Below are 4,023 nucleotides of genomic sequence, written 5' to 3'. Positions count from 1 at the left end.
TTGTGGAGCGTGACGTACCAGAAGATCGCGATGGTCACGGTCCACACCGCCATGCAGTACGGGCACAAGGCGCCGATCCGGTACAGGCTCTGGAAGATCAGCCAGTGCACGAACACGACACCGAACGTGGCGCCGGCCTGCAGGCCGAGCCAGAACCAGCGCCGGAAGGCGGCGCCCGCGAGAAGGGCCGCGCCGATGGATGCAACGATCGCGAACCCGGCGATGCCGAGCAGCGGGTTCGGGAATCCGAAGGCCTCGGCCTGCGGTTTGGTCATCACCGAACCGCACGACAGCACCGGGTTGATGCTGCACGACGGCACGTAGGTGGGGTCGCGCAGGATCGCGATCTTCTCCACCGTCAACACCGATGCCGCCAGTAGGCCGATGACGCCACCGATCAGGAGTAGCCACGGCAGCAACCGCGGGAACGGCCCAGGCGCCTCGAGGCTGGGCCATTCCCGGTACGCCGTCCCGCGCGCGGCGCTACTTGAGGGCGGCATCGACGCTCGCGGTGAGGTCGGCCAGCGACTCAGGCTGGATCTTGCTGCCGTTGAGGAAGAAGGTCGGGGTCCCGGTCACCCCGAGGGCCTCGCCGTCGGCGACGTCCCTCTTGATCCGCTCCAGAGTGGCGGGGTCGTTGTAGGCCTTGTCGAACGCGGCCAGATCCAGACCGAAGTCTTTGGCGAACCCGCGGAACCGCTCATCGGCCGGGACCTGCTGCTCACCCCACTCGGTCTGGGTCTCGTACATCTTCTGGTACATCTGCTCGAACTTGCCCTGTTTCGAGGCGGCCTCGACGGCCCGGGCGGCGCGTTCGGCGTTGAAGTGTGAGGGGATCGGGAAGTACCGCACCACAAAGGTCACTTTGCCGGCGTAGTCCTTTCGCAGTTGCTCCACGGCCGGGAACGCGGCGCGGCACGACTCGCACTCGAAGTCGAGGAACTCCACGAAGGTGACCTTGTTGTCGGCGGCAACGTCGAGCTTGTGGCTGTCCGGTCGGACCAGGCGCTCGTGCTTGTCCACGTCCGCTGACGCGCCTGCCGCAGGTGCTGGGGTGTTGTCGTCGGAGCCGGCAGCGTTGACTGCCAGCAAGACCGCGATCACCACGGCGAAGGCCGCGGCGATCCCGATGGAGATCCGGGCATTGGCGTTGAGCTTCATGGCCATCACGACACCTGCAGTTTGAAGACGAGCTTGCCGCTCTCGTGGGTCTCGACCTCGAAGATGCCTTTGGTGTCGGCCAGGAACTCCACCGAGGCTTGCTTGCCCGGCTTCAGCTCCAGGGTCTTGTCGTAGCCGTGCACATGCAGCGATTCGGCCACATCGCTCACGCCGTTGATTCGGATCGTCTGGCCACGTTTGGCCTTGACCACCGCGTGACCGCCGGCCGAGACCTTCCCGCCGGCGATGGTCACGTTCACTGCCACATCCGCCGTGCTCGCCGGGGTCGTCGCGGTCGGTGTGGGGGATGGGCTCGGTTGAGTTGACGGGGTGGACGAGGGCGCGGTTGGGGTGGCGGCCGTGCTCGGCGACGGGGTGTTGCTTCCGGCAGTTGGAGTGTCATCGCTTCCGCAACCGCTCAAGGCCATGGCGACGAGGAGGGCGACGGTCAGACCGCCGGTTCGGGAGAACCGCATAACGAAGTTCCTTTCGTACGTACAGATAGGAGGCGACGCGCGAGCGCATCACCAGGGACTCGGTCCGGGCGTGTTGCAGCGCCCCGAGCTCACGCGGGTACGTGCGGGTCGCCGTCGCCCCAACAGGCGACGGCGTGGCCGAGTGGTCAGAACAGCAGCAGGCGGCTCAGGTCCGCAGAATGCACAGCTTCGCCAGTGGAGGAAGGCTCCAGGCCGGCAGGTAAGGCGGAAGCGCGCCCAGCGTCACGGTCGCGCGGTGCGGTACGTCGCCGAAGCGCTGGCGTCGAAGGATCAGCCATGCCGACAGCAGCAGGAGTGAACCCGCCAGGGATGCGAGGCACGGCAGGTGGTGCTGGTCAGTCGAGTCTGTCGCCAAAGCCGCAGGTGCCACCATCGCGACCTGCTCCAGTCCTTCGCTCGCCGCGTGCGAAACGACCTGCACTGCGACGTCCTGCGTGGTCGAGAACGGGTCCTTGTCGGCGGTCAGGCTGTGCAACGCGAACACGCCAAGGAACGCCCCGAGGATCACCAGGGAGCGCACAAACTTCGGATGGCCGGCCGAGCACGCAAACCTCGACCGGCCGGTCCGCCAAGGCGTGTTCATTGTCGGAAAGCGTAGCGGGCAGTCTGATCGCGTGCGGCGGCAGCCCAGCGCCGACTCGGAGCGCAGGCACCGTCAGTGCGGATCGGCCACGATGAGGTTGGCGACGAGTTTGTCGCTGTCCTGGGTTGCGATCTCGAACGTGGCTTCCGTGTCGGCTGTGAAGATGACGTAGGTGCTCACTGGTGCAACGCGATCCGGTCTTGCAAGAGATCGATCTGGGCCGGGTTTCGGGCAAGGTCGAGCGCTGCGTGATCGGCGAGCCGCGCGGCCTCTGGTTGTCCGGCGGCGCGGAGGAGTTCGGCGAGGATCGCGTGAAACAGCGGGTAGCTCTGCAGGGCGTCGCCGAGCTCCGCGAGTTCTGCGAGAGCAGCTTCGGCACCGTGGACATAGCGGACGGCGACGGCACGATGAAGTCGGGTGACGGCCGACGGCTGGAAGCGGAGCAGCATGTCGTACAGGACGAGAATCTGCGGCCAGTCGGTGTCGTGCCAGGTGGCAGCTTCGCAGTGACAGGCGGCGATGGCTGCCTGCAGTTGGTACGGGCCCGGCGCGTGGTGTCGTCGGGCGGTCCTGGTCAGAAGTGCGGTGGCCGCGGTGATCGCGCTGTGGTCCCAGCGGGTGCGGTCTTGATCCTGGAGCAGGATCAGCTGGCCGTCCGCGGTGAATCGCGCGCTGGTGCGAGCGCGGTGGAGTCGGATGAGCGTCAGCAGACCGGCGATCTCGGGTTCGCTCGGAAGGAGGCCGGTCAGGAGAGTGGTGAGCCATTCGGCGTCGTCGACGAGATCGCGGGAGTGGACCCGGTCGGTGCCGCTGGACAGGTAGCCCTCGTTGAACAGTAGATAGATGACAGTCAGTACTTCGCTGAGGCGTTCGGGGAGCTCGTCGTCGCGGGGGATCCGGTACGGGATCGCGGCGTCTGCGATCTTGCGTTTGGCCCGGGTGATGCGTTGAGCAACGGTCGTCTCGGGCTGCAGGAACGCGGCGGCGATCTGCCCGGTGGTGAGACCACAGACCACCCGCAGGGTCAGGGCGATCTGCGCCGGTTGCGCGAGGGCAGGGTGGCAGCAGGTGAAGATCAGCTTCAGCCGGTCGTCCGGTGCCGGTTGGACCGGCCACTCGAGCTGAGCCAGTTTGGTTCGGTAGGTGCTCTGGCGGCGCAGTACGTCCAGACCTCGACGTTTCGCCACTATGAACAGCCAGCTGTCCGGCCGGTCGGGGATGCCTTCGGTCGGCCAGCGGCGGAGTGCGGTCTCGACGGCGTCCTGGACCAGGTCCTCAGCGGCGGAGAAGTCTCCGAGCAGGGACACCAGGGACGCCGCAAGCCGGCCCGCGTGGTCTCGCACCACCCGGGCCAGCTCGACGTTCGCCTTGTCAGGACCTGTGCTCATGACTCCACTGGACGGATCTCGACCACCGGGCAGGCCGGCCAGGTCCTGACCATCCGGAGGGCCTCGTCGAGGTCGGCGACCTCGATCTCGGTGAAGCCACTGATCACCTCTTTGCCCTCCATGAATGGCCCGTCTGTCGTGATCGCCTTGTCCCCGTCCAGCCGGACGGTCGTGGCACTGGCGGCGCCCTGGAGTTTGCCGCTGTTGCCGGTGATCTTGTCGGCGTGGTCGACGAACCACTGGTTCACCCGCCGGTACACCTGCTCCAGCTCGGGCCGGCTCATCGCCTCGACTTCCTTGGCGTAGTCCTCGGTGTCGACGAACATCAGCACGTACTTCACGCGCATCACCTCCTGGGTTCAGTGTGGCTGGTCCGGCGTCAATCGGAGGGGAG

Annotated in this window: 6 protein-coding genes; all 6 read right to left on the bottom strand. The window is 66.7% G+C overall.

Annotated features, from left to right (window positions below; all coding sequences use genetic code 11):
* Positions 1–500: vitamin K epoxide reductase family protein (locus tag VFG33_RS13775; RefSeq protein WP_325026259.1), on the bottom strand; the 500-nt coding region annotated here is incomplete at its 3' end.
* The gene (locus VFG33_RS13770) at positions 484–1,167 is read right to left on the bottom strand and encodes a DsbA family protein (protein ID WP_325026257.1); all 684 of its coding nucleotides are present in this window, start codon (positions 1,165–1,167) and stop codon (positions 484–486) included. The genes VFG33_RS13775 and VFG33_RS13770, both read right to left, overlap by 17 nt.
* On the bottom strand, positions 1,167–1,421 hold the full coding sequence (locus tag VFG33_RS13765; RefSeq protein WP_325026255.1) for a cupredoxin domain-containing protein: 255 nt from the start codon (positions 1,419–1,421) through the stop codon (positions 1,167–1,169). Before VFG33_RS13765 ends, VFG33_RS13770 begins: the two co-directional genes overlap by 1 nt.
* 382 nt (positions 1,422–1,803) lie before the next feature.
* The gene (locus VFG33_RS13760) at positions 1,804–2,241 is read right to left on the bottom strand and encodes a hypothetical protein (RefSeq protein ID WP_325026253.1); all 438 of its coding nucleotides are present in this window, start codon (positions 2,239–2,241) and stop codon (positions 1,804–1,806) included.
* Positions 2,242–2,417: 176 nt separating this feature from the next.
* Positions 2,418–3,629, bottom strand: coding sequence for an RNA polymerase sigma factor (locus VFG33_RS13755; protein ID WP_325026252.1), 1,212 nt, complete (start codon positions 3,627–3,629; stop codon positions 2,418–2,420).
* Positions 3,626–3,976, bottom strand: coding sequence for a YciI family protein (locus VFG33_RS13750; RefSeq protein ID WP_325026250.1), 351 nt, complete (start codon positions 3,974–3,976; stop codon positions 3,626–3,628). The genes VFG33_RS13755 and VFG33_RS13750 overlap by 4 nt, the downstream gene beginning before the upstream one ends.
* Between the last annotated feature and the right edge of the window lie 47 nt (positions 3,977–4,023).

The organism is Kribbella sp. (genome assembly GCF_035687465.1).
Classification (GTDB): Bacteria; Actinomycetota; Actinomycetes; order Propionibacteriales; family Kribbellaceae; genus Kribbella.
This window is presented reverse-complemented; position numbering and strand designations above follow the sequence as displayed.

Coding starts and splice junctions, on each gene's coding strand:
- VFG33_RS13770 (WP_325026257.1), bottom strand. CDS start 1,167: ATGGCCATGAAGCTCAACGCCAATGCCCGGATCTCCATCGGGATCGCC.
- VFG33_RS13760 (WP_325026253.1), bottom strand. CDS start 2,241: ATGAACACGCCTTGGCGGACCGGCCGGTCGAGGTTTGCGTGCTCGGCC.
- VFG33_RS13755 (WP_325026252.1), bottom strand. CDS start 3,629: ATGAGCACAGGTCCTGACAAGGCGAACGTCGAGCTGGCCCGGGTGGTG.
- VFG33_RS13750 (WP_325026250.1), bottom strand. CDS start 3,976: ATGCGCGTGAAGTACGTGCTGATGTTCGTCGACACCGAGGACTACGCC.